The sequence below is a fragment of the Pseudonocardia oceanicola genome (assembly GCF_047200735.1).
In the GTDB taxonomy this organism is placed as follows: Bacteria; Actinomycetota; Actinomycetes; order Mycobacteriales; family Pseudonocardiaceae; genus Pseudonocardia.
Window position 1 is genome coordinate 550,705 of sequence record NZ_JBJZON010000001.1, and the last position, 23,850, is coordinate 574,554.

20 protein-coding genes are annotated in these 23,850 nt (G+C 74.9%); 8 read left to right on the forward strand and 12 right to left on the reverse strand.

What is annotated here, in order from left to right; translation table 11 throughout:
- Positions 1-124 precede the first annotated feature (124 nt).
- Positions 125-1,498 (forward strand): lysine N(6)-hydroxylase/L-ornithine N(5)-oxygenase family protein, encoded by a 1,374-nt coding sequence (locus ACL02T_RS02565; protein ID WP_412828984.1) that lies wholly within the window; start codon positions 125-127, stop codon positions 1,496-1,498.
- A 49-nt stretch (positions 1,499-1,547) separates the two neighbouring features.
- On the opposite strand, the gene ACL02T_RS02570 is transcribed toward ACL02T_RS02565, so the two are convergent.
- Together ACL02T_RS02570 and ACL02T_RS02575 are read right to left on the reverse strand one after the other, a co-directional pair.
- Entirely contained in the window at positions 1,548-3,299 is a 1,752-nt protein-coding gene (locus ACL02T_RS02570; RefSeq protein ID WP_412828985.1) for an ABC transporter ATP-binding protein, read from the reverse strand.
- Positions 3,296-4,978 (reverse strand): ABC transporter transmembrane domain-containing protein, encoded by a 1,683-nt coding sequence (locus ACL02T_RS02575; RefSeq protein ID WP_412828986.1) that lies wholly within the window; start codon positions 4,976-4,978, stop codon positions 3,296-3,298. The genes ACL02T_RS02570 and ACL02T_RS02575 overlap by 4 nt, the downstream gene beginning before the upstream one ends.
- 37 nt (positions 4,979-5,015) lie before the next feature.
- On the opposite strand from ACL02T_RS02575, the gene ACL02T_RS02580 reads away from it, so the two are divergent.
- On the forward strand, positions 5,016-5,408 hold the full coding sequence (locus ACL02T_RS02580; protein WP_412828987.1) for an isochorismatase family protein: 393 nt from the start codon (positions 5,016-5,018) through the stop codon (positions 5,406-5,408).
- 121 nt (positions 5,409-5,529) lie between these two features.
- Positions 5,530-6,579, forward strand: coding sequence for a M20/M25/M40 family metallo-hydrolase (locus tag ACL02T_RS02585; RefSeq protein WP_412828988.1), 1,050 nt, complete (start codon positions 5,530-5,532; stop codon positions 6,577-6,579).
- 6 nt (positions 6,580-6,585) lie between these two features.
- Here the strand turns inward: ACL02T_RS02585 and ACL02T_RS02590 are convergent, their stop codons facing one another.
- The 7 genes from ACL02T_RS02590 to ACL02T_RS02620 form a co-directional block, all read right to left on the reverse strand.
- On the reverse strand, positions 6,586-8,004 hold the full coding sequence (locus ACL02T_RS02590; protein ID WP_412828989.1) for a pyridoxal phosphate-dependent decarboxylase family protein: 1,419 nt from the start codon (positions 8,002-8,004) through the stop codon (positions 6,586-6,588).
- Positions 8,005-8,065: 61 nt separating this feature from the next.
- Entirely contained in the window at positions 8,066-9,643 is a 1,578-nt protein-coding gene (locus ACL02T_RS02595) for a long-chain-fatty-acid--CoA ligase (protein WP_412828990.1), read from the reverse strand.
- 90 nt (positions 9,644-9,733) lie between these two features.
- A complete protein-coding gene (locus ACL02T_RS02600; RefSeq protein WP_412828991.1) occupies positions 9,734-11,272 on the reverse strand; it encodes an acyl-CoA synthetase in 1,539 nt (512 codons plus the stop codon).
- A 159-nt stretch (positions 11,273-11,431) separates the two neighbouring features.
- Positions 11,432-11,623 (reverse strand): hypothetical protein, encoded by a 192-nt coding sequence (locus ACL02T_RS02605; RefSeq protein ID WP_412828992.1) that lies wholly within the window; start codon positions 11,621-11,623, stop codon positions 11,432-11,434.
- A gap of 258 nt (positions 11,624-11,881) precedes the next feature.
- A complete protein-coding gene (locus tag ACL02T_RS02610) occupies positions 11,882-12,220 on the reverse strand; it encodes a histone-like nucleoid-structuring protein Lsr2 (RefSeq protein ID WP_412828993.1) in 339 nt (112 codons plus the stop codon).
- A gap of 309 nt (positions 12,221-12,529) precedes the next feature.
- Positions 12,530-13,828 carry an MBL fold metallo-hydrolase gene (locus ACL02T_RS02615; RefSeq protein ID WP_412828994.1) on the reverse strand — a complete coding sequence of 433 codons (1,299 nt, stop codon included), beginning with the start codon at positions 13,826-13,828 and terminating at the stop codon, positions 12,530-12,532.
- A gap of 298 nt (positions 13,829-14,126) precedes the next feature.
- The gene (locus tag ACL02T_RS02620; protein ID WP_412828995.1) at positions 14,127-15,041 is read right to left on the reverse strand and encodes a TIGR03620 family F420-dependent LLM class oxidoreductase; all 915 of its coding nucleotides are present in this window, start codon (positions 15,039-15,041) and stop codon (positions 14,127-14,129) included.
- Positions 15,042-15,064: 23 nt separating this feature from the next.
- Here ACL02T_RS02620 and ACL02T_RS02625 point away from each other — a divergent pair, with 23 nt between their 5' ends.
- From ACL02T_RS02625 to ACL02T_RS02635, 3 genes are all read left to right on the forward strand, one after another.
- Positions 15,065-15,838, forward strand: a complete 774-nt coding sequence (locus tag ACL02T_RS02625) for an enoyl-CoA hydratase-related protein (protein ID WP_412828996.1) — start codon at positions 15,065-15,067, stop codon at positions 15,836-15,838.
- A gap of 10 nt (positions 15,839-15,848) precedes the next feature.
- Positions 15,849-16,325, forward strand: coding sequence for a MarR family transcriptional regulator (locus tag ACL02T_RS02630; RefSeq protein ID WP_412828997.1), 477 nt, complete (start codon positions 15,849-15,851; stop codon positions 16,323-16,325).
- Positions 16,326-16,388: 63 nt separating this feature from the next.
- Positions 16,389-18,011: an acyl--CoA ligase family protein gene (locus ACL02T_RS02635; RefSeq protein ID WP_412828998.1), complete on the forward strand. Its 1,623-nt coding sequence runs from the start codon at positions 16,389-16,391 to the stop codon at positions 18,009-18,011.
- Positions 18,012-18,077: 66 nt separating this feature from the next.
- Here ACL02T_RS02635 and ACL02T_RS02640 read toward each other — a convergent pair whose 3' ends face one another.
- Both ACL02T_RS02640 and ACL02T_RS02645 read right to left on the reverse strand, forming a co-directional pair.
- Positions 18,078-19,316, reverse strand: a complete 1,239-nt coding sequence (locus ACL02T_RS02640) for a L,D-transpeptidase (RefSeq protein ID WP_412828999.1) — start codon at positions 19,314-19,316, stop codon at positions 18,078-18,080.
- A gap of 301 nt (positions 19,317-19,617) precedes the next feature.
- Positions 19,618-21,117: a carboxyl transferase domain-containing protein gene (locus ACL02T_RS02645; RefSeq protein WP_412829000.1), complete on the reverse strand. Its 1,500-nt coding sequence runs from the start codon at positions 21,115-21,117 to the stop codon at positions 19,618-19,620.
- A 220-nt stretch (positions 21,118-21,337) separates the two neighbouring features.
- Between ACL02T_RS02645 and ACL02T_RS02650 the strand changes: the two genes are divergently transcribed.
- Both ACL02T_RS02650 and ACL02T_RS02655 read left to right on the forward strand, forming a co-directional pair.
- On the forward strand, positions 21,338-21,697 hold the full coding sequence (locus tag ACL02T_RS02650; protein ID WP_412829001.1) for an ATP-binding protein: 360 nt from the start codon (positions 21,338-21,340) through the stop codon (positions 21,695-21,697).
- Positions 21,698-21,744: 47 nt separating this feature from the next.
- Positions 21,745-22,959 carry a cysteine desulfurase-like protein gene (locus tag ACL02T_RS02655; protein WP_412829002.1) on the forward strand — a complete coding sequence of 405 codons (1,215 nt, stop codon included), beginning with the start codon at positions 21,745-21,747 and terminating at the stop codon, positions 22,957-22,959.
- Positions 22,960-23,133: 174 nt separating this feature from the next.
- On the opposite strand, the gene ACL02T_RS02660 is transcribed toward ACL02T_RS02655, so the two are convergent.
- On the reverse strand, positions 23,134-23,772 hold the full coding sequence (locus tag ACL02T_RS02660; RefSeq protein WP_412829003.1) for a class II aldolase/adducin family protein: 639 nt from the start codon (positions 23,770-23,772) through the stop codon (positions 23,134-23,136).
- Positions 23,773-23,850: the final 78 nt, after the last annotated feature.

The window sequence follows — 23,850 nt, forward strand, 5'->3', positions numbered from 1 at the left end:
CGTGGCAGCGCGCGATCGGGATCACCCACCCGGAGCCGTGAGTCCCGGCGATCCGAAAGTTAGCCTCCCCTGAGTAAAGAGAGGCTCGCCAACTGTGCCTGACGCCGGGCACCGAGAGGACACGATGACCGTCCCGCCCCCGAACACCCCCGACCACCCGCGTGCCGAGCGGGCGGCCGACGGCGTGGAGGTGGTCGACGTCGTCGGGATCGGGTTCGGACCGTCCAACCTGGCGCTGGCGGTCGCCCTGGCCGAGCACAACGCCACTGCGCCGGCGGAGGAGCGGCTGAGCTACCGGTTCGTGGAGCGGCAGGAGCGGTTCGGCTGGCACCGCGGGATGCTCCTCGAGGACGCGACCATGCAGATCTCCTACCTCAAGGACCTGGTCACGCTGCGGAACCCGGTCAGCCCGTTCACCTTCCTCGCCTACCTGCACGACCGCGGCCGGCTCGTCGACTTCATCAACTACGGCAGCGCGTTCCCGACCCGGCTGGAGTTCCACGACTACCTGGAGTGGGTCGCGGTGCGGTTCGCGGGCGTCGTGGAGTACGGCGCCGAGGTCACCGAGGTGGTGCCGGTCGAGGTGGAGGGGCCCGTCGAGCTCGCCGAGGTGGTGGGCTTCCAGGCCGACAGCGGGCCGGTGCGGGTGCGGGCCCGCAACGTCGTGCTGGCCACCGGGCTCACCCCGAACGTGCCGCGCGGGGTCACGCTCGGCCCGCGGGTCTGGCACAACCGGGACCTGCTGCACCGCGCACCGCAGCTGCGGACCGCCGCGCGCTGCGCGGTGGTGGGGGCCGGGCAGAGCGCCGCGGAGACCGTGGACTTCCTGCACCGGACCTACCCCGACGCCGAGGTGCACGCCGTGTTCGCCCGCTACGGTTACAGCCCGGCCGACGACAGCTCCTTCGCCAACCGGATCTTCGACCCGGCCGCCGTCGACGACTTCTACGCCGCGCCGGACCCCGTCAAGAAGATGATCATGGGCTACCACGCGAACACGAACTACTCCGTGGTCGACCCGGACCTGATCACCGAGCTGTACCGGCGGCACTACCACGAGCGGGTCGCCGGTCGGGAGCGGCTGCGCTTCCACAACGTGTCCCGGGTGGCCGACGTGGTCGACACCGGCGACCGGGTCGAGCTGGCGGTGGAGTCGCTGATCGACGGGGCGCGGGACGTGCTGACCGCCGACGTCGTCGTCTACGCCACCGGGTACCGGCCCACGGACCCGCTGTGGCTGCTCGATCCCGCACTCGCCGCCGCGTGCACCCGCGACGACGCCGGACGTCCCGAGGTCCGCCGCGACTACCGGCTGGTCACGGGCGCGACCCCGCAGGGCCGGGCCGTCGACGTCGGGCTCTTCGTGCAGGGCGCGACCGAGCACACCCACGGCATCACCTCGACGCTGCTCTCGACCGTCGCGGTCCGGGCGGGGGAGATCGCGGCGGCACTGGCCGGTGCACCCGCTCCCGCCCCCGCGCGGGTCCTCACGACCTGAGGCGGCTGCCCGCGTCATGCAGCCGTGATGCTGATCACCCCGGCCCTGGTCAGTGCCGCTCCGCCCACGCCGCCCACAGCCGTGCGTACACGCCGTCCGCGGCGACGAGCGCCTCGTGCGTGTCCTGCTCGACGATCCGGCCGCCGTCGAGCACCACCACGTGGTCCGCCCCGGCGGCCTGGCTGAGCCGGTGGGCGACGGTGATCGCCGTGCGCCCGGCCAGCGCCCGCGCGGCCGCCGCCTCCAGGACCCGGGACCCGGCGCTGCCCGCCTCGGCGGTGGCCTCGTCGAGGATCGCGACCGGCGGGTCGGCCAGCACGAGCCGGGCCAGCGCGAGCTGCTGGGCCTGCACCGCGGTGAGGGTGTGCGCCCCCGCCCCGACCACGGTGTCGAGGCCCTCGGGGAGGGCCTCCACCCACGTCAGGGCGTCGACCGTGGTGAGCGCGGCGCGCAGGTCGGCATCGGTGGCGCCCGGCCGGGCGAGCCGCAGGTCCTCGGCCAGCGGCCCGGCGAAGACGTGCACCTCCTGCGTGATCAGCGCGATCGCCCCCCGCACGCCGGCCGGACCGAGCTCGGCGAGCGGCACGCCGCCGAGGTCGACCGCGCCGCAGCTCGGCTCGTGCACCCCGGCGAGGATCGACGCCAGCGTGGTCTTGCCCGCGCCCGACGCCCCGACCAGCGCGACCCGGGTCCCGGCCGGGACGTCGAGGTCCACGCCGTGCAGCACCGGGTGCCCCTCGACGTAGGCGTGCTCGATCTCCTTGGCGCGCACCCGGCCGTCGACCGGGACGCCCGGCTGCTCGGGCTCGGGCTCCGGGGCCAGCGACGCGACCCCGACGATCCGGGCCAGGCTCGCCGCCGCGGACTGGGCGACGTCGAGCAGGAAGAGCACCTGGTTGACCGGCCCGAACAGGTTGACGAAGTACAGCGCGGCCGCGCTCGCCGCGCCGACCGTGGCCCCGCCGGAGCTCACCAGGGCGAAGCCGGCCCCGAGCACGCCCGCGACCCCGACGAACTCGGCGGCGTTGAGCCGGCCGAAGAACCGGGTCTGCAGGACGACCACCCGCCGGTCGAGCTCGACGACCTCGCCCGCGCGCTCGCGGATCCGCGCGGCCCGCCGCTCGTGCAGCCGGAACGCGCGCACGGTCCCGATCCCGCCGACGGTGTCGAGCAGCTCCTGCTGCTGCGCGCCCCCGGCGATCCGCTCGGCCGCGTAGACCGCCTGCGAGCGGCCGAGGTACCAGCGCGCGGTCCACGCCTGGATCGGCACGGCGAGCAGCGCGCCGACGAGGAACCGCCAGTCCAGCGCGGCCAGCCCGACCAGGGTGAGCAGGATGACCAACGCGGCCCGCGCGAACTCCGGCACGGCCTCGCGGACCGCCTCGCCGACCGTCGTGACGTCCGTGGTGACCCGCGCGGTGAGGTCGCCGGAGCCGGCCTCCTCGAGCCGCCCGAGCGGCAGCTCCAGCGCCCGGGCGACGAACCGTTCGCGCAGGGTGGCCAGCGCGGTCTCGCCGACCCGGGCGAGCAGCCGCAGCCCCAGCACGGCCAGCACGCCCTGCACGACCGCGACGAGCACCAGCAGCAGCACCGGGGCGGTGAGCGCGGCCGGCGCGCCGCCGCCGATCACGAGGTCGACGATCCGGCCCAGCAGGGGAGCGGTGACCAGGCTCGCCGCCGCCCCGGCGACCAGCGCCAGCACGGCGGCGACCGCGCGTCCGCGGTGCGGGCGGGCCAGCTCGCCGATCGCCGCGCGGACCGCGCGGCCGTCGGCGACGGGGAGCAGCCGACGGGCGCTCACGCGAGCACCAGACCGCGGTAGGTGGGGTCGCCGGCGAGCAGGTCGGCGTGCGTGCCCTCGGCGCGCACCCGCCCCTCGTCGACGACGACGACCCGGTCCGCCACCGCGAGCAGCGTCGGGCTGGTGGTGAGCAGCACGGTGGTGCGGCCGGCCCGGAGCAGCCGCAGCCCCTCGGCGATCCGCGCCTCGGTGACCGTGTCGACCGCGGTCGTCGGGTCGTGCAGGACCAGCACCGGGGCGTCGGCGACCAGCGCGCGGGCCAGCGCGACCCGCTGGCGCTGCCCACCGGAGAGCGACCGGCCCTGCTCGGTGACGGGGGTGTCGGCGCCCGCGGGCAGGCTCTCGAGGACCTGGTCGGCCCCCGCGGCGGCGAGCGCGGCCGCCGGGTCGCCCGGCCCCCCGGCCCGGACGTTCTCGGCGACGGTGCCGGTGAACAGCGCCGCCTCGTGCGCGGCGACCAGCACCGCCGCGCGCGCCTGCTCGGGCGGGTACGCGTCGAGCGGGACCCGGTCGAGCTCCACACCGCCCTCCTCGGGGTCGGACTCGCGGGCCAGCGCGGCGAGCAGGGCGGTGGCGGCCGCCGGCTCGGCGACGACCCCGACCAGCTCGCCGGCCGAGACGTCGAGGTCCAGCCCGGTCAGCGGCCCCGCGCGCAGGCCGCGGACGGTGAGCGCGCCGGGGGGGTCCTCGGGGACGGATCGCTCGCCCGGCGCGACCGCCGGCGGCGCCGACAGCACGTCGGCGATCCGCTCCGACGAGGCCCGCGCCTGCGCGAGCCGGGCGTTGACGAACCCGATCGTCTGCAGCGGGCCGACGAGGAACTGCGCGAGCCCGACGGCGGCGACCAACCCGCCGACGCTCAGCTCGCCGGCCAGCGCCAGTCGCCCGCCGACGAGTGCGACCAGGGCGAGGAACAGGCCGTTGAGCAGCAGGACCGCGCCCTGGTACCAGGCCTGCGAGCCCGTGGCCCGCAGCGTCGCGCGCAGGGCCGCGCGGCTGGTGCCGGTGTAGCGGCGCACCGCGGCCGGGCCGGCGCCGATGCCCTTCAGCACGCGGATGCCGGCCACGAGGTCCGCGGCGACGCCCGACGCCCGGGCGGCCCGCTCCTGCTCGGGCCCGCTCCGCTTCTCCAGCGGGCGCCCGAGCAGGTGCAGCAGCAGGAGCAGCGGCGGTGTGCCGAGGAGGATCAGCAGGCCGAGCGGGAGCGAGATCCGCAGCAGCGCGACGGCGGCCACCACGAGCGCGGTGCCCTGCGCCAGGAGCAGCGGCAGCCCGAACCCGAGCCCGGCGACCCGCTGGGTGTCCGAGGTGGCCACGCTCGCCAGCGCACCCGGGAGCCGCCCGGACTCGGCGCCGCCGCGCGGGTCCAGCACCCGGTCGGCGATCCGCAGCCGCAACCGGCGGTCGACGTGCCGCTCGGCGTGCCGCGCCCGGCGCGCCCCGAAGCGGTAGCAGTTCGACAGGACGAGGAAGTCGAGGCCCAGCGCGAGCAGCCACACCAGCATCGCGCGCAGGTCCCCGGCGGCGACGCCCTGGTCGATCACGACGCCGACCAGGACCGGGACCAGCGCCTCGCCGGCCTGGTGCCCGCAGAGCAGCAGCACCGCCGCGAGCACGTGCCACCGTTCGGCCCGGATCGCTCCCCGGCGGACGGCCCGCCCGGTGATCTCCCCCGTCATGTGGGGGAGGCTAACCTCACCCACCGACGCTCCCCGGGTGCCGGTGGGATCGGCCCACTGCCAGAACACCTACACGCGCGGCCTGATGGAGCTCGAGGGCGTGCAGGCGGCCCTCGACCAGGCCGAGGAACTGCTCGACCGGGCCCGCGCCGCCGGCATCCCGATCGTCCACGTCCTGCACGACGCCGGCCCCGGCACGCCGTACGACGTCCGGGAGGAGATCGGCGCGATCGTCGACCGGGTCGCCCCGCGGTCCGGCGAGGCGACGGTGGTGAAGCACTACCCGAACTCGTTCACCGGCACGGAGCTGGACACGCTGCTGAAGCAGCACCCCGAGGTGCCGGCCGCCACCCTGCAGGCCGCGAGCCTCGCCTCCGTCGCCGACCTGTTCGGGGTGGTCGTGGCCGACCAGCGGGAGATCCCGGACTAGCGATCCTCAGCGGTCTCCCAGGATCGTGGGAAACGGCACCGGGACCCTGCACCGAGTTCCTGCACGCAGGCCGCCCCGGTCCGGACCGCGCCCTGCCGCACACCCTCGACGAGGAGGCCGCATGACGAAGGCCCGGTCCCGCACCCGCAAGCGCCTCCGGTGGGCGCTGCTGGCCGTCGTGCTCGCCGTGCTGGCCGGGTGCACGGCCACCGGTCCGGCCTCGCGTCCGACGGTGCCGGTCGTCGACGGGCAGCTGGCACGGCAGCTCAAGGGCGCGGTGACCGACGCCGGGACCGTCGAGCACCTGCAGGAGCTGCAGGGGATCGCCGACCGGAACGGGGGCAACCGCGCCTCGCCCGGCCCCGGGTACGCCGCGAGCGTCGACTACGTCACCGGCGTCCTGCGCGCCGCCGGCTACGACGTCGCGACGCCGGACTACCCGGTCTCGCGGCGGCGCGGCGGCGAGGACGGCCGGACCACGGCGCAGAACGTGGTCGCGCAGACGCGCACGGGTGATCCCGCCCACGTCGTGATGATCGGCGCGCACCTCGACTCGGTGGAGGAGGGACCGGGCATCGTCGACGACGGGTCCGGGGTGGCGGCGCTGCTGGAGATCGCGACCCGGCTCGGGTCCTCGCCGGCGGTGCGCAACGTCGTCCGGTTCGGCTTCTGGGGGTCCGAGGAGACCGGTGCGCAAGGGTCGACCGGCTACGTGACCGGCCTGTCCGACGAGGAGCGCGGGAAGATCGTGCTGTACCTGAACGTGGACATGATCGCCTCGCCGAACGGTGGCTACTTCGTGCAGGGCGGGACGGGGGACGACGTCTCGGAGGCGGGCCCCCCGGGCTCGGCGGCCGTGGCCGACGTGCTCGCCGCCCAGCTGGGCAGCACGGGGGTGGACGTCGAACGTGTCAGGTTCGTCGGGGACGACGAGACCCCCTTCGTCGCCGCCGGCATCCCGTCGGCGGGCGCGGAGAACGGCGACCGCAGGAGGAAGACCGAGGAACAGGCCCGGGCCGACGGCGGGCAGGCCGGCGAGGCCTACGACCCCTGTTACCACCAGGCCTGCGACCGCCTGGAGAACGTGAACCGGACGGTGCTGGACCACTACCTGCACGCGCTCGCCGGCACCGTCGCCCACTTCGCGACGTCGCCGGAGACGATCTCCTGAACCGGATCAGCGGGTCAGCTCGGACCACAGGACGTCGAGGTGCTCCGGGCCCGTGCCGAGGGCACCGACCGCGACGCGGATCGCGTAGCGGCCGTCGACGGTGGTGTGGGTGAGGAAGGCCCGCCCGCCGGCGTTGATCCGCTCGAGCAGGGCGCGGCCGGCGGCGTCGTCGGGCGCGCCGTCGGGGCCGAGGACGTGCAGGCACACCAGGGCGAGCGAGGGCGGTACGGCCAGGGCGAACCGCGGGTCCGTCGTGACCCGTGAGGCCAGGTCCTCGGCCAGCTCGACGTGGGCGCGGATGCCCTCCCGCAGCCCCTCCAGCCCGGTCCCGTGCACCACGGCCCACAGCTTGAGCGCGCGGAAGCGGCGGCCGAGCGGCACCTGCCAGTCCCGGTAGTCGACGACCTCGCCCGAGTCCGACGCGGGGTTGCGCAGGTACTCCGGCGTGATCGACAGGGCCGCCGGCAGGGCGGTCCCGTCGCGGACCCACAGCAACGACGCGTCGAACGCCGTCGCCAGCCACTTGTGCGCGTCCGTGCAGACCGAGTCGGCCAGCTCGGCGCCGTCGAGCACGTGCCGGAACTCGGGGCAGAGCGCCGCGACGCCGGCCCAGGCCGCGTCGACGTGCACCCATGCCCCGTCCGCGACCTCGCACACCGCGCGGACGGGGTCGATCGCCCCGGTGCCGGTGGTCCCGACCGTCGGGCACACCAGCACCGCCCGCAGCCCGGCCGCCCGGTCCTCGGCGAGCATCGCGGCCAGTGCGTCGGCGGACATCGTCAGCGTGCCGGGGGAGAAGGGCACGGTGCGCAGGGCCCGCGCGCCGAGCCCGGCGACCCGCACCGCCTTGGCCAGGGACGAGTGCGTCTCGGCGGTGACGTAGACGCGCTCGGTGCCGTCGACGCCCGTCTCCCGCCAGTCCGGCGAGGCCCGGTGCAGCGCGGCGAGCAGCGCCACCAGCGCGGCCGACGACGCCGAGTCCTGCAACGACCCGCCCCCGCCGCCGGTGAAGGTGAACGGCTCGCCGAGGCCGAGGGCGCGGGCGAACCCGTCGACCAGCACCTGTTCGACCTCGGTGCCGGCCGGTGAGGTGGACCAGAGCATCCCCTGCGCGCCGAGCCCGCCGGAGGCGAGATCACCGAGCAGCGACAGCAGCGAGGCCTGGGCGGGGAAGTAGCCGTAGAACCCGGGGTGCTGCCAGTGCAGCGACCCGGGGACCACGACGTCGTCGAGCAGGCCGGTCAGTGCGGCGCCGACGTCGTCGGCGGGCTCGTCGGGCAGGTCCGCGGGCAGGGCCGCGCGGATCTCCCCGGGCCGCACCGCGGGCCGGACGGGCAGCTCCGCCAGCCCGGCCCGGTGCGCGGCGACCCAGTCGACCAGCGCGTGACCGAGCCTGCGGAACTCGTCGGGATCGAGATCGGGCACCCCGGCAACCTAGGTCGTGAGTGGCGATCGTCGCCATGGCGACCATCGCCACTCACAGGGCTCAGACCGCGGGCTGCGAGACGAGCGACCCCGCCTGGTTCTGCTCGCGCAGCACCGTCTTGAGCACCTTGCCGGAGGGGTTGCGCGGCAATGCCTCCACGATCGCGATCCGGCGGGGCCGCTTGTATCCGGCGAGGTGCTCCCGGCAGTAGGCCTCGATGGACTCGACGGTCGGCGCCGCGGCGGGGTCCGCGGCGACCACCACCGCCATCGGGGTCTCGCCCCACTTCGGGTCCGGCACCCCGATCAGCGCGACGTCCCCGATCCCCGGGTGCGCGGCCAGGACGTTCTCCACCTCGGCGCAGTAGATGTTCTCGCCACCCGAGATGATCATGTCCTTCGTGCGGTCGACCACGTAGTAGTAGCCGTCCTCGTCCTGCCGGACGAGGTCGCCGGAGTGGAACCAGCCGCCGCGGAAGGCCTCGGCGGTCTCCTCGGGCCTGTTCCAGTAGCCGCTCATGATCAGCGGCCCGCGGTAGACGATCTCGCCGACCTCGCCCGGCGCCACGTCGTGCATCTCGTCGTCGACCACCCTGACCTCGACGTTCGCCATCGGGGTGCCGATCGAGCCGATCTTGCCGAGGGCGTCCTCGCCGCGCAGCAGGGTGGTGACCGGGCTGCACTCGGTCTGCCCGAAGGCCGTGGTGACCTGGGCCTGCGGGAAGGTGTCGATCATCGTCCGGAGCAGGGTGGTGGACGCGGGTGCCGCGCCCCAGGAGATCCGGGTGAGCGCGGAGAGGTCGCGATCGGCGATCCCCGGCACCGCGCAGATCGCGGCCCACTGGGCGGGCACGCAGAAGCAGGAGGTGACCTTCTCGCGCTCCAGGACGTCCAGGGTCTCGACCGGGTCGAAGTTGCCGGACCGCGGGATGACGACCGTGCCGCCCGCCGTGATCGCGATGTGCGCGCCCGCGAGCCCGGCGATGTGGAACAGCGGCGCGGCGGACATCGAGACGCCGGGGCCGCCCGTGCCGCCCAACGTGGTGATGTTCGAGAAGGAGTGCAGGTAGAGGTTGCGGTGGCTGAGCATCGCACCCTTGGGTCGTCCGGTGGTACCCGACGTGTACATGATGAAGGCGGTGTCGTCGTCCGAGTTCGGCAGCTCCACGTGGTCCGGCGAGGCCGCGGCGAGCACGTCCTCCAGGTCTCCGCCGATCGTGATCACCTGGCGGACGCCCGGCGCCTTCTCCAGCGCCTTCTCCACGGTGGGCCTCAGGCCCGCGTCGACGATCACCGAGACGGCGCCGGAGTCCGTGAGCGCGTACGCCACCTCGTCGGCGACGAGCCGGAAGTTGACCGGCACGCAGATCGCGCCCGCGCGGACCGGCGCGAGGTAGGCCTCGAGCAGGTCGGCGCTGTTCAGGCCCAGCACCACGACCCGGTCGCCGCGGGCCACCCCGCCCGCCGTGAGGGCGTTCGCGAGCCGGGTGATCCGGTCGTCCGACTCGGCGTAGGTCCGTCGGACGCCGGCCACGGCGTCGACGAACAGCAGGGTGTCCGGGGTCACGCGCGCCCAGCGCGCGACGATGTCGCTGAAGCTCATGCCACGGCCGACGAGGGCACCCGACTGCGTCGTCATGGCGCACAGCCTGCCCAGGTGAGCGAACGTTCGGCAAGGTCCGTTCGGGCCGCTGCCCACCGGGGTCAGCCCGCCCGGCGCGGCCGGGGGTCAGTGCGGGTAGCGGTCCCGCAGCTCCTGCTTGACCAGCTTGCCGGTGGGGGTGCGCGGCAGGAAGTCGGTGAAGTCGACGCTGCGCGGCGCCTTGTAGTGCGCGATCCGCTCACGCACGAAGGCGATCAGCTCGCGCTCCAGCTCCGCCCCCGCGTGGACGCCCGGCGCGGGCTGCACGATCGCCTTGACCGCCTCGCCCATCTCCGGGTCCGGCACGCCGATCACCGCGACGTCGAGCACCGACGGGTGCGTGACCAGTACGTCCTCGACCTCGCGGGGGTAGATGTTCACCCCACCCGAGATGATCATGAAGGCCTTGCGGTCGGTGAGGAACAGGTAGCCGTCCTCGTCGAGGAAACCGAGGTCGCCCGTGGTGGTCCAGGTCGGGTGGTCCGGGTGGGTCGCGGCGGCGGTCTTCTCCGGGTCGTTGTGGTACTCGAACGGCCGCTCGTCCCGCTCGAAGTAGATGGTGCCGACCTCGTACGGCGCGAGGACCTTGCCCTCGTCGTCGCAGATCCGGACGACGCCCAGGCCGGCCCGGCCGACGGTGCCCGGCCGCTCCAGCCACTCCGGCGAGCTCACGAACGTGATCCCGTTGGCCTCGGTGGCGCCGTAGTACTCGTGGAGCACCGGACCCCACCAGTCGATCATCGCCTGTTTGACCTCGGGCGGGCACGGCGCGGCCGCGTGGATCGCCACCCGCAGCGACGAGTGGTCGTACGTGCGGCGGGTCTCCTCGGGCAGCTTGAGCAGGCGCACGAACATCGTCGGCACCCACTGGCTGTGCGTGACCGAGAAGCGCTCGATCGCGGCCAGCGCGGCCTCCGGGTCGAACCGCTCCAGCACGACGACGGTGCCGCCGATCGCCTGGACCGTGGCACAGAAGCGCAGCGGCGCGGCGTGGTACAGCGGCGCGGGGGAGAGGTACACGGTTTCGGTGTCGAAGCCGTACATCGGGCCGAACAGGTCGATGTAGGTGTCGCCCGGCTCGTCGACCGAGGAGTCCGGCAGCGACGGCTTGATGCCCTTGGGGCGGCCGGTGGTGCCCGAGGAGTAGAGCATGTCGGCGCCGCGGGGCTGCTCGGGCAGCGGTTCGGCCGAGACGCCGTCGAGGGCGTCGTCGTAGTCGGCGTAGACGTCCGAGCCGGGGATCGGGCCGCCGAACGCGAGCCGGACGTCGACGGAGACCTGGTCCCCGACGGCGCCCGCGAGCCCGGCCACGCCCGCGGACACCAGCAGTGCCCTGGCGCCGCAGTCCGTGACGATGTAGGCCGCCTCGGGCGCGGCCAGATGGTGGTTGACCATCGTGACGTAGAGGCCGGAGCGGCGGGCCGCCCAGTAGATCTCGAAGACCCGGGGCGTGTTCTCGGTGACGACGGCGATCACGTCGCCGCGGCGCAGCCCGGCCTCGTGCAGGTACCGGGCCAGGCGCGCAGAACCCTCCTCGAGCTGCCGGAAGGTCAGCGTCTCGCCGCTGCCCGCCATCACCACCGCAGGCTTCTCGGGGGTCGTGGTGGCGTGCGTGCCCGGGTACATGTCCGTCCTCTTCCTCGATCGACGTCGTCCGCTCTGCTGTCGGAAGGTCCGATCCTGGCAGACGATCGACGACGGCGGACGGAGGTGAGGCGGAACTCGCGGTACGCGGGCCCGGCGCCGCAGGGGGAGCGTGGCGACGCGTCGGGCCGGGTGTGCGGTTCAGGCGGAGGCCGCGGGGCGCTCCGTGCTCTCGAGGGACGGCGCGCCGGAACCGGCGCAGCGCTGCGCGAACACGACGGTGCCGCGGGCCGAGAACCGGTTGTGCAGGCGCAGGGTCGACTCGGGGGTGACATGCTTCAGCTGCGCGCACACGGGACAGGTTCCGTAGCCGTCGGTGACCTTCTCGTTCACGTCTCGTGCCTCTCGTCAGGTCCGCTCACCGGATCGGGGTACCGGAGCGGGTCGGACAAGTCTACCGGTGAGCGGAGCGTGCCGGGGTCACCGCGACGGGTGGGGCGTGGACCGACCGGACGAGCCGCCCTCCTCCCGAGTCGGGTCCTGCCTGTTCCGGAAGGGGCGCCGAGGGCGGGGGAAATGGCGGCGGAGCCACGGTTCGTTGACCAATGGTGCGCGTGTTGTCACCGAACCGTGGCACCCGTTCCGGCGAGATCAGTGGGCCGCGTGGTAGGCCTCGAGAACATTGGACGGGATCCGCCCACGCTCGGAGATCTTCATCCCCTGCGCCACCGCCCATTCGCGAATGGCCTGGTTCTGCTGGCGGTCGGAAACGGGCCGCGAGGCGGGCGCGGCGGCGGCGCCCGCGGAGCGCCGGCCGGAGGCGCGGCGGGCCGCCGCAATGTACGGGGCCAGGGCCTCGCGCAGCTTCTCGGAATTCTTCGTCGACAGGTCGATCTCGTAGGACCTGCCGTCCACGGAGAACTCCACCTGCTCGTCCGCCTCGCCGCCGTCCAGGTCGTCGATCAGCGTGACCGTGGTCTGCTTCGCCACGTTCCCTCAGCCCTTCTGCTCTCCGGGCTCCCGTCCGTCACCGGAATCCACGCGGGCAGGAGGCATCGCCCGGCGGCTGTCCGGGTGACTTTCCGGGGGCGGAGTTCATCGGCGTGCGGAACAGGAGAATGCGTCGGCGCCGAGAATAAAGGAAGGCCTCGCGGAAAGTCGATTCGGGGTCCGGCCTGGCGGTGGCGCGCGTCGCGCGGATCACTCCTTCGGACGCATCCTTCGAGTGAGCGCGCAAGCCCGGGAACCTTGCGGGAACCTGAAGGCGGGCCGCGGGCGGAACGGTACGAATGGTGCCGGTCAGGCCACCGGCGTCCACCAGTCCGCGGTCGGTGGCGGGCCGGTCAGGTCGATTCGCTGCCCCGGAACGGGCAGCGCGAGCGGGACTCCGGCCCTCTCCGCGGCGGCCCCCAACCGGGTCACGGGCTCGGACCAGGCATGGAAGCCGAGGTTGAAGGTCGCCCAGTGCACGGGCAGCAGCACCCGGCCGCGCAGATCGCGGTGGGCGGTCACGCTCTCCTCGGGCGTCATGTGGATGTCCGGCCACAGGTCTGCGTAGGCGCCGATCGGCAGGAGCGTGAGGTCGAACGGTCCCCAGCGTGCACCCGCGCGGGCGAACGCGGCGGTGTAGCCGGTGTCGCCGCCGAAGTAGGCCCGGTGCCGCGGGCCGGCGACGGCCCACGAGGACCAGAGCGTGGTGTCGCGCCGCAGGCCGCGGCCCGAGAAGTGCCGCGCCTCGGCGCAGACGAGGGTGAGGCCGGCCACCTCGGCGGTGCCGTCCCAGTCCAGTTCGACGATCCGGCCCTCCGGGACACCCCAGGCTCGCAGGTGTGCCCCGATCCCCAGCGGGACGACGAACGGGGCCCCGCCGTGCCGCGGGTCGGCGACCAGCGCCCGGACCGTGGGCAGGTCGAGGTGGTCGTAGTGGTCGTGCGAGATCAGCACGGCGTCGACCGGGGGCACCGCGTCGAGCGGGACGGGCGCGGGGTGCAGCCGGCGGGGGCCCACCAGCCGGGAGGGCGAGACGCGCTCGCCCCAGACGGGGTCGGCGAGCACACGGCGGCCGTCGATCTCGAGCAGGACGCTGGAGTGGCCGAACCAGGTCACGGCGAGCTCCCCGGCGGACCCGCCGGTCGTCCCCCCTGCGGTCCGGCCGGTCGCCCCGCGGGCCGCGTCGCCGGCCGTCGCGCGGGTCGTGGCGTCGGCCGTGGCCCCGGACTTCCGGTCAGCCGTCGCGCGGGTCGTCCCGCCGGCGGTCGCTCCGCCGGTTCGTCCGCCGGTCGTCGCGCCGCCGGTCCGGGTCGCCGGGCCGACGAGGGGAACGGGCCGGGTCGGTCGCCCCGACCGTCGGAGGGCGATGGCGCGCAGGGCGACCGGCACGGTGGCGGGTGACAGCGCGATACCGGGCTCGGTGTTGTGGAACCTGCCCGCGCGGGCGTGCGGCGACCCGTCCGCGGCCCGGCGCAGCTCCTCGGGCGGTGCGCCCATCGCGCGGGGGATGCCCCACGCGGCGGCGCCGACCGCGGCCAGGCCCCCGGAGGCGGCGAGGGCGAGGGCGGTGAGCACGGCGGTGCGGAGGGGGAGCGGCGAGCTGGCCACACCACCAGGGTACGAGCGAGGGGCCAGGAGATCGCCCGGCGGTCTCAGCCGGCTCCCAGCCCGGGCCCTGCACGATCACCGCTTCGGTCATGTTCCGGCCAGCAGTGGCCGCGGGTGGTCCCGGACGATGACCATGTGGGCCGCCGGGCAGGCGTCCGGCCACTTCCGTCCCACCAGTCCCGGTCCGACCCCGGTTCCGGTCGTACCCGTTCCGGCCGTCCCGTCCCGCCCGACCACTCCAGCCGGCCACCACTCCGGCCGGCCCGTTCCGGTCGACCCCGCCGCGTCCCCCGCAGGCTCAGCTCTTCCGCAGGGCGGCGAGCGGCGCCGCCAGCTCGCGCCACTGGTCCTCCGGCACCCCGCGCTTCTCCACCGGCAGGGCCTGGACGGCGACGTGGTCGGCGCCGGCGTCGAGGTGCTCCTGCACCCGGCGCACCACGGTGTCGGCGTCGCCCCAGGCCACCAGGGCGTCGACGAAGGCGTCGGACCCGCCGTCGGCCAGGTCGGACTCGTCGAAGCCCAGCGTCGTGATGTTGTTCACGTAGTTGGGCCGGGCCAGATAGGTCGCGGTGTAGCGGCGGCCGATCTCCCGGGCCCTCCCCGGGTCCGTCTCGAGCACGACGGCCTGCTCCGGGCAGAGCAGCGGATCCGCGCCCAGGGTCTCCCGCGCCCGGGCGGTGTGCGCGGGCGTGACGAAGTACGGGTGCGCCCCGTCGGTCCGTTCGCCGGCGAGCCCGAGCATCTTCGGGCGCAGCGCGGCGAGGACGTACCGGGCCGGGGTCGTCGGCCGCTGCGCCGTGTACGGGGCGGCGTCGATGCCGTCGAGGTACTCGCGCATCGCGGTCAGGGGCCTGTCGTACCGGTGCCCGCGCAGCCCGCTGACCAGGTTCTGGTGGCTCACCCCGAGCCCGATCAGCACCCGCTCCGGGTAGGCCTCGGTGAGCGCCTTCGTCGCACAGGACGTGGCGACGGCGTCCCGGGCCCAGATGTTCGCGATGCCCGTCGCCCCGATCATCCGCCCGGTCGCGGAGAGCAGCATCGACAGGTGGACGAAGGGGTCCCGCCCGGCCACCTCGGGGATCCACAGGGCGCCGTAGCCGAGGGACTCCAGCTCGGCCGCGAGCTCTCGGGCCCGGGCGGCGGGGACGACGTCGAGCGCGCCGGTCCACAGGCCGACGGCGGGGAGCGCGAAACGTGATCTCGTGTCCGTCACGGTCCGGACCCTAGGGTCGGGGCGTGAGCACCTCCACCGCGACGGAGCACCGGGTCTCGACCGAGCGGCGCGGGCACGTCCTGCTGATCCGGATGGAGCGGGCGGCCAAGCGCAACGCCGTCGACGCGGCCATGACCGCCGCCCTCGACGCCGCGCTCAACCAGCTCGAGGACGACCCGGACCTGTGGTGCGGCGTCCTCACCGGCGGTCCGACGGTCTTCTGCGCCGGCACGGACCTGGCGGCGGGCGCGGGCGAGCCCACCGCCCGGGGCGGCAACTACGGCGTCGTCCGGCGGGATCGGTCCACTCCTCTGATCGCGGCCGTCGAGGGCGTCGCCTACGGCGGCGGGTTCGAGATCGTGCTGGCCTGCGACCTGGTGGTGGCGAGCCGCTCGGCGCGGTTCGGGCTGCCGGAGGTGGCCCGCGGGCTGGTCGCGAACTGTGGGGCGCTGTTCCGGGCGCCGCGGCCGCTCCCGCTCACCGTCGCCAAACAGATGTTGCTCACCGGCCGGCCCCTCGGCGCGGACCGGGCGTACGAGCTCGGCCTGCTCGCCGACGTCACCGACGACGGGGGTGCCGAGGCCGCCGCGCTCGCCCTCGCCGAGCAGGTGTGCGCCAACGCCCCGGCGGCGGTGCGGGCCACGTTGCGGGCGGTCGAGACCGTCGCGGGCGAGCCCGACGAGCGGGGCTGGGCCGCCACCCGGGAGGCGACGGAGGCGGTGCTCGCCTCCGAGGACCGCCGGGAGGGCGTGGCCGCGTTCCTGGAGAAGCGGGAGCCGCGGTGGACCGGTCGGTAACCTGGCGATCATGACGGACGGGCCGCTGCGGGACGAGCTGGTCCGACTGCTCCAGGCCTACGCCACCGAGTCCGCGCGGCTCGCCCAGGCGTTCTCCGAGCAGCACGGGCTGCACACGACGGACCTGCACGCGCTCATCGCGGTCCTCAACGCCGAGCAGGTCGGGGAACCGCTCACCGCGGGCCGGCTCGGCGCCCACCTCGGGCTCTCCTCCGGCGCGACGACGGCGCTCGTCGACCGGCTGGAACGGCACGACTACGTCCGCCGGGGCCGCGACGTGCGGGACCGCCGCCGGGTCGTGCTGCGCTACGGCTCGGCCGCCGCCGGGATCGGCCAGGCGTTCTTCGGGCCGCTCGGCACCGGGATGGACGCGATGCTGGAGGGCTACAGCGGTGCGGAGCTGGCCGCCGTCGCCCGCTTCCTGTCCGGGGTCACGGAGCTGGTGGCGCAGCGGCGCAAGGAGGTCGGGCCGCTCGCCCCCTCCTGACCGGTCCCGGGCCGTGCGGCCTCCCGTTGCGCCCGGGTGCCCGGGCGGGTGAGGCTCACCCTCGTGAGCGATGCCGCCCTCGATCCCACCCTTCTCGACGCCCTCTCCTACGAGCCGCTGACCCCGACCGCGTACCTGGATCGCGCCGCCGCGGCGCACGGCGACCGGGTCGGGGTCGTCGACGGGGACCGGCGGTGGACCTACGCGGAGCTCCACGAGCGGTGCACCCGCCTGGCGGGCGGGCTGGCGCGCCTGGCGGGCGGCGACGGATCGCGCGGAGCCGACGCAGGGCACGGACGACCGGTCGCCGTGCTGGCGCCGAACACGCACGTCCTGCTGGAGGCGAACTTCGGGGTGCCGTGGGCCGGGGTGCCCCTGGTGGCGGTGAACACCCGGCTCTCCGCCGGCGAGGTGGCCTACATCCTGCAGCACTCGAAGGCCGCCGTGCTGATCCACGACCCGTCGTTCGACACCCTGGTCGACGACGTGTTCGCTCAGCTCGACGCGCCGCCCCACCGGATCCGCGCGGGCGAGGAGTACGAGGCGCTGCTGGCGGGCGCGGAGCCGGTGCACCGCACGCCGTCGGACGAGCGGTCGTTGTTGTCGATCAATTACACGTCCGGCACCACCGGCCGGCCCAAGGGGGTGATGTACCACCACCGCGGCGCCTACCTGCAGTCCGTGGCGATGGTCGGGCACACCGGGCTCACCCCGAGCTCGGTGCACCTGTGGACGTTGCCGATGTTCCACTGCAACGGGTGGTGCTTCCCGTGGGCGGTCACCGCGGCCGCCGCGACGCACGTGTGCCTGCCCAAGGTGGACCCGACCGAGGTGTGGCGGCTGATCCGCGAGGAGGGCGTCACCCACCTCAACGGCGCGCCCACGGTGCTGTCGATGATCGCGTACGCGAAGGACGCGGCGCCGCTGCCGGAGGGGCACACGGTGCGCATCGCGACGGGTGGGGCGCCGCCGTCGCCGGCGATCCTGCGGCGGATGGGGGAGCTGGGCTTCGAGGTCACGCACCTCTACGGGCTGACCGAGACCTACGGGCCGGCGATGCTCTGCGACTGGCGCCCGGAGTGGGACGACCTCGACGCGGAGGGACAGGCGCGGCTCAAGGCGCGCCAGGGCGTCGGGAACATGATCTCGTGCCCGGTGCGGGTGATCGGCGAGGACGGGGCCGACGTCCCGGCCGACGGCACGACCACCGGACAGATCGCCCTGCGCGGCAACAACCTGATGCTCGGTTACCTCGACGATCCGGAGGCGACCGCGAAGGCCGCGCCGGACGGCTGGTTCCGGACCGGGGACATCGGCGTCCTGCATCCGGACGGGTACGTGGAGCTGCGGGACCGGTCGAAGGACGTGATCATCTCCGGCGGGGAGAACATCGCCTCGGTGGAGGTCGAGCAGGCGATCATGGACCATCCGGCGGTGCTGGAGGCGGCGGTGATCGCGGTGCCGGACGAGCGATGGGGCGAGGTCCCTGCGGCCTACGTGACGCTGCAGGAGGGCGCGTCGGCGACGGAGGAGGAGATCGTCGAGCACGTGCGGGGGCGGCTGGCGCGGTTCAAGGCGCCCAAGTCGGTGACCTTCGGCGAGCTGCCCAAGACCTCCACCGGGAAGATCCAGAAGTTCGTGCTGCGGGACGAGGCGTGGGCCGGGGTGGAGCGGCGGATCCAGTGAGTCGCACGAACGGCACTCTTGTGCGGACCTACCGCACAAGAGTGCCGTTCGTGCAGGCACGCGGTCTCAGATGCTGAGCTTGCTCATCGCCTTCCACTCGTCCCACGGCACCGCCCAGTCGTAGATGTCGCCGTCCCGGGCCGACAGCGGGACGCTGCTGCCGGTGACCTCGACCGGGTCGCCGTACATCGCGGTCTCGAAGTAGGCCCTGGCGTTCGCCAGCGACAGGTTGATGCAGCCGTGCGAGACGTTGCGGCGGCCCTGCGCCGACTGCGACGCCGGGTTGGCGTGGATGAACTCGCCGTTGTTCGAGATCCGCACCGCCCAGTACTCCGGCATGTTCACGTAGCCGTAGTCCGGGTTCGACATCAGGACCTTCTCGGACTTCGCCATCACGATGTGGATCCCGCTGCGGGTGACGCGGCGGGGGTCGGACTCCAGGCCGTAGCTTGCCGGGAGGTCCATCACCTGCTGCCCGTCGCGGACGACGACGATGCGGTGGCTGTCCTCGTCGGCCCGCACGATCTGGCTGCGGCCGATGGTGAAGTGGGTGGTGAGGTCGGCGGAGCCGTAGCCGGCGCTGCCGAGGTCCTTGCCGTACAGCGGGGCGACCATCGACACCTGGGTGCCGACCGGCCAGTACTCCTTCGGTCGCCAGTGCACCCGTGAGCCCCTGGCGTCGTCCGGCAGCCACGCCCACGCGCCCTCCACCGGGGTGGACGTCGTGACCCGTAGCCCGCGCTCCACCTCGGCCTTGGCCTCGTCGGAGAGATCGCGGTCGAACCGGACGACGATGGGCGCGGCGATGCCGACGGTCGCCCCGTCCCCGATGTTCGTGGACGCCCTGACCAGCCGCGACGGGGCGACGGTGGTGAACGATCCGGCCAGCGGGGTGACCGCACCGCCGGGGGCGACCATCGCGCCGCTCCAGGTGTAGGTCTCGCGGTAGGCCAGCGGCGCGGTGGCGGTCCACTGCGCCCGGTCGGCGGAGTAGGTGCCCGGCAGCGCCTCGCCGTCCGAGTCGGTGAGCGCGACGTCCTGCAGCGTGCCGGCGGTGGCGGAGGCGCGGACGGCACCGAGGGGGTGGACGTCCGTCGTCCCGGCGGCGGGTTGGAGATCGAGCCTCGGCAGGATGGTCGCGGGTGCCCGCTCCGCCTGCGGTGCGGTCGCGGCCTGCCCGGCCTGCCCGGCCTGCCCGGCTTCCGCGTTGGCGCTCGCACAGGCGGCCACGAGTCCCGCGGACAGGCCGAGTGCGACGGCGCCCGCCAGGACCCGGCGCACGGCACGCCACTGCACGGACTTCACTCTTCCCCCTCGCGTCACAACGACCCCACGATCATCATGCCAAGCGTCGTGCGGATTCGGAGCGGAGAGTCGTTGCGATTCGATTGCGAAAGGGGAACCACCCGAACGGCCCAGGGAATGCGTCCGGCCCCCTTTCCGGCGCCGGGTGTGGCGCCGGAATCACCCGTTCGGGATGGCCGTCACCTGCACGTCGGTCCGGGAGGGCGACCCGGACTGCGCATTCACCCCTTGACCGTGTGTGTCCGGCTGATCGCCGGTCGTGACGGAATGATCGGGCCCGGCCCGCAGCAGTGCCGCCCGCTCAGCGCAGGCCCAGGGTGCGGTAGCGCCGCCGCCGCCGGACCAGGCGGTCGACGGGGGAGAGCGGCAGCAGGGCGCGCAGCTCGGACTCCACGGCGTCGGCGACCCGGCGGGCGAAGGCCTCGGGCTCGTCGGCGGCGTCGGGCCGCTCGTCGACGATGGTGTCGACCGCCCCCGCGCGCAGCAGGTCGACGGCCCGCACGTGCTGATGCGCCGCGACCTCCGCCGCCTTCTCCGGGGTGCCGTGCACGATCGTGCTCGCCCCTTCGGGCGGCAACGGGGTGAGCCAGCCGTGCCGGGCGGCGATCACCCGGTCCGTCGGCAGCAGCGCGAGCGCGGCGCCGCCGGTGCCCTGCCCGAGCAGCACCGAGACCGTCGGGACGGGGAGCTCGGTGAGCTCGCCGAGGCAGCGCGCGATCTCGCCGGCGAGCCCGCCCTCCTCGGCGTCGACCGACAGCGCGGCGCCGGTCGTGTCGATCACCGAGACGACCGGCAGCCCCAGTTCGGCGGCCAGCCGCATCCCGCGCCGCGCGGTCCGCAGCGCCCCGGGGCCGAGCGGTTCCGCCGCCTGCGCCCGCCGGTCCTGCCCGAGCAACACGCAGGCCACGCTGCCGAACCGCACCAGCGCCAGCAGCAGGCCGCGCCCGGCCTCGCCCTCGCCCGTCCCGGCCAGCGGGACGACGTCCGTGGCCGCCAGCCGCAGCACGTCCCGCACGCCGGGCCGGTCCGGCCGCCGGGATCGCTCGATCGAGGCCCACGCGTCCTCGTCCGGGCCGTCGGGCTCGCCGCGCACCGGTGCGGCGGGCGGCAGCCGCATCGGGTCGACGGGGTCGAGCATCGCGAGCACCCGGGCGGCGACCCCGGCGAGCCGCTCCGCCGGGAGCACCGCGTCGACGAGGCCGTGCCGGTGCAGGTTCTCGGCCTTCTGCACGCCCTCGGGGAACTGCTCGTCGTGGAGCGCGGAGTACACCTTCGGCCCCAGGAACCCGACGAGCGCGCCGGGCTCGGCCACGGTCACGTTGCCCAGCGAGCCCCAGGAGGCGAACACCCCGCCGGTCGTCGGGTGCCGCAGGTAGACCAGGTACGGCAGGCCCGCGGCCTTGTGCGCGGTGACCGCCGCCGAGATCGCCGCCATGCGCAGGAACGCGATCGCGCCCTCCTGCATCCGGGTCCCGCCCGAGGCCGTCGCGGCCAGCAGCGGCAGGCGCTCGTCCGTCGCCCGCTCGATCGCGCGGATCAGCCGCTCGGCGGTGGCGACGCCGATCGAACCGGCGAGGAAGGCGAACTCGCTGCACACCACCGCGACCCGGCGGCCCGCGATCGCGCCCTCCCCGGTGACCACGGCCTCGTCGACGCCGCTGCGCTCGTGGGCCGCCGCGAGCTCGGCGCGGTACTCCGGCGTGTCGGCCACCAGTGGGACCGGGGCGGGCGTGGTGTCCCAGGACCGGAAGGTCCCGTCGTCGAGCACGGTCTCGAGCAGCTGGCGGGAGCGCGGCGTCACCCGACGAGCCTGCCACTCCCGAGCCGTCCGGGCGGGGTCTCGGCCGCGGGCGGGCGCCGGGCCCCCTGACAGCCGAGGCACAGGACGTCCTCACGCACCCCGCACCACGGCGATCCGCGGCTATGCGGAGCTGACCGCCCGCGACCGCGCCCTGCCCCCGCCCGTCGCGCACTCGCTCTCCCGCATCACCTCGCAGGCCGAGCGGACGTCCACGACCCGGGTGAGCCGCAGGGTGTCGCCGGGCACCACCACCGGCACGAACCTGCTGGCCACCGGCGGAGCGCCCCCGGCCGATCAGGCCGTGCTGCTGACCGTCACCGACGGTGGTCCGGGGATCCCGCCCGCGCTCGCCGCACACGTCTTCGAGCGCTTCGCCCGTGGCGACGGCTCGCGCTCGCGCGCCCGGGGCAGCACCGGCCTGGGCCTGGCGATCGTGCAGGCGGTGGTGGCCGCGCACGGCGGCACCGTCACGGTGGCCGGCCGGCCCGCCCGGACCGCCTTCACCGTCCGGCTCCCGACGCCCGTCGTGCCGGTCCCGGACGGACCGACGATCCCGCTGCCCGCCCTCGCCGGCTCCTGAGCGTCGCGCCGGGCCTGCTGCGGGCGCGCGCGTGTCAGGGTGGGGCCGTGACTGATCCCACGAGGTACGACGTCGCCGCGCTCCGCAGCCGGTTCCCCGCACTGGCGGCGGGGTCCGCGCACTTCGACGGGCCCGGCGGCACGCAGACGCCCGAGCCCGTGGCCCGGGCCGTCCACGACGCGCTCGTCTCGCCGATCGCCAACCGCGGCTCGGTCACGCGGGCCGAGCGGCACGCGGACGGGATCGTGCTGCGTGCCCGGGCGGCGATGGGGGACCTGCTCGACGCCGATCCGCGCGGGATCGTGTTCGGGCGCAGCATGACCCAGCTGACCTTCGACCTGGCGCGGACGCTGGCGCAGACCTGGCGGCCGGGCGACGAGGTCGTCGTCACGCGGCTGGACCACGACGCCAACATCCGGCCCTGGGTGCTCGCCGCGGAGGCGGTGGGCGCCACGGTGCGCTGGGCGGACTTCGACCCGGAGACCGCCGAGCTCACCGCGGCCGACGTCGCGGCCGTGCTGTCGCGCCGCACCCGCCTGGTCGCGGTGACGGGTGCGTCGAACCTGCTCGGGACGATCCCGCCGGTCGCCGAGATCACCGCACTCGCGCACGAGGCCGGGGCGCTGACGATGGTCGACGGCGTGCACCTCGCCGCGCACGCCGCGGTCGACGTCTCCGAGCTCGGCGCGGACTTCTTCGCCTGCTCGCCCTACAAGTTCCTGGGCCCGCACTGCGGGGTGCTCGCGGCCCGGCCGGAGCTGCTGGAGGAGCTGCGCCCCGCGAAGCCGGCGCCGAGCAGCGACGACGTCCCCGAGCGGTTCGAGCTGGGCACGCTGCCCTACGAGCTGCTGGCCGGCACCACGGCCGCGGTCGACTTCCTCGCCGGGCTCACGGGCTCCCCGGCCGACCGCCGCACGGCCCTGCTCGACGCGATGGCGGCGATCCGGGCCCACGAGGAGCCGCTGCGGATCCGGATCGAGCAGGCGCTCGCCGAGCTGCCCGGCGTGCAGGTGCGGTCCCGCGCCGCGCACCGGACGCCGACCCTGCTCGTCGAGTTCACCGGCAGGAACCCGGGGGACGCCTACCGCTACCTCGCCGAGCGCCGGATCAACGCCCCCGCCAGCTCCTTCTACGCCCTCGAGGCCAGCCGCCGGCTCGGGCTGGGCGACGCCGGCTCGCTGCGGATCGGGCTGTCGCCGTACACGGACGACACGGACGTCGACCGCCTCCTCGACGGGCTGGCCTCCTTCGTGGCGCTCTGACCCGCGAGCGCGGCCTGCTCCCGGACGGGGATCGCCGCCGGCGTCGCTGCACCGCCGGTTCGCGACCCGCCGCACCCGCCCGACCCGCCGCACCCGCCCGACCCGCCGCACCCGCCCGACCTGACGGCTCTCCGCCCCGCGAGTGGCGATGGTCGCCTGGGCGGTCATCGCCACTCACGTGGGTGGCTGGCCGTACGACCGCAGCTGCTCGCCGACGGCGGCGAGCTCGTCCTCGGCGAGGAGCGTGGGCTGCCCGAGCAGCCGCGCCTGGTGGTAGAGCCGGCACAGCCACTCCAGCGTGACGGCCCGGTCGTACGCCCGGTCGAGCGTGTCGCCGCAGGTCGTGGCGCCGTGGTTGCGCAGCAGGACCGCGCTGCGCCCGGCCATCGCCCGCACGCTCGCCTCGGCGAGCTCGGCCGATCCGTAGCGCGCGTACGGCGCGACCCGCACCGGCCCGCCCAGCTGCATGACCAGGTAGTGGACGGCGGGCAGCTCGTCGACGACCGTGGACAGCGCCGTGGCGTACAGCGGGTGCGTGTGGACGACGGCCCGCGCCGCGGTCCCGGCGTAGACGGCCAGGTGCATGGGCAGCTCGGAGGAGGGCAGCGGCCCCTCCTCGACCGCGCGGCCCGCGAGGTCGACCACGCACACACCCGCCGGCGTCAGGGCTCCGTAGTCGACGCCCGTCGGCGTGATCGCGACCAGGTCGCCGCGTCGCTCGCTCACGTTGCCCGAGGTGCCGACCGTGAGCCCCGCCGCGGCCATCCGCCGGCAGCACTCCACGATCCGCACCCGCTCGTCCGCCAGCAGCACGTCGTCTCCTGTCACGCTCCGTCATATCTGCCCGAGCGATCGTAACCCTCCGTGGCACGGCGTCGGCACCGTTCACCG